Here is a 647-nt window from a genome sequence, read left to right as displayed (position 1 = left end):
ATGTTTGTGTATTTTGCCATGATCTTTATGGTGAATAGTCAGTTGCCGGTTATTCTTAGTGCAATGAAAATGAATAAACAGGCTCTTGGGATGCTGGTATCGGCTTCGGCAATCGGTAATTTTCTCTATGGATTTTGGAGTGTGAAACAATCAAAGTATAAACCCCTTACAGGCAAAATATCAGAGTTGTTAATGCCGGCAATGTCAACAATGATTGGTTTTGTCATGATCTCAGTGTGCTTTTTTTACTTTGATTTACTCCGTATTGAGACTTTGTTGCTCTGTTTTTTCCTTATTGGAATGGTTAGCGCTTACTTTTCCATATCTTCTATTGTTTATCTGGTAAGCAATTTCAATGAACAGATTGGATTGGCTTCCGGATGGGTGCAGTCTATACAAAATTTAGCGATGTTGGTGGCGCCCTTTGTTGGAGCGTTTGTTTTAGGTCATACTTCGGCTGGAAAATTGTTCCTTCTTTCTGGATTGAGTGGATTATGCTGTTTATTGGCTATCAGGATATTGCTGAACCGTTCTTTGTTAATTGTTCGATCTCAATGATTGGCTCATCAATAAAACAAATGTTTTAAATCATTTTTCTGAGATTTAGAGGACGTGGAGATAATCCAACATAGAGCAGCTTTTTTGAC

At 37.4% G+C, this 647-nt stretch carries 1 pseudogene; it reads left to right on the top strand.

The features are described 5' to 3' along the window. A pseudogene (locus tag ACFIN0_RS10030) lies at positions 1-558 on the top strand (MFS transporter); the annotation flags it as partial. Positions 559-647: the final 89 nt, after the last annotated feature.

It is taken from the genome of Bartonella sp. AA89HNZF, from assembly GCF_042196905.1.
In the GTDB taxonomy this organism is placed as follows: domain Bacteria; phylum Pseudomonadota; class Alphaproteobacteria; order Rhizobiales; family Rhizobiaceae; genus Bartonella.
The sequence above is the reverse complement of the archived record's forward strand: the minus strand, read 5'-3'. Positions and strand labels throughout refer to the sequence as shown.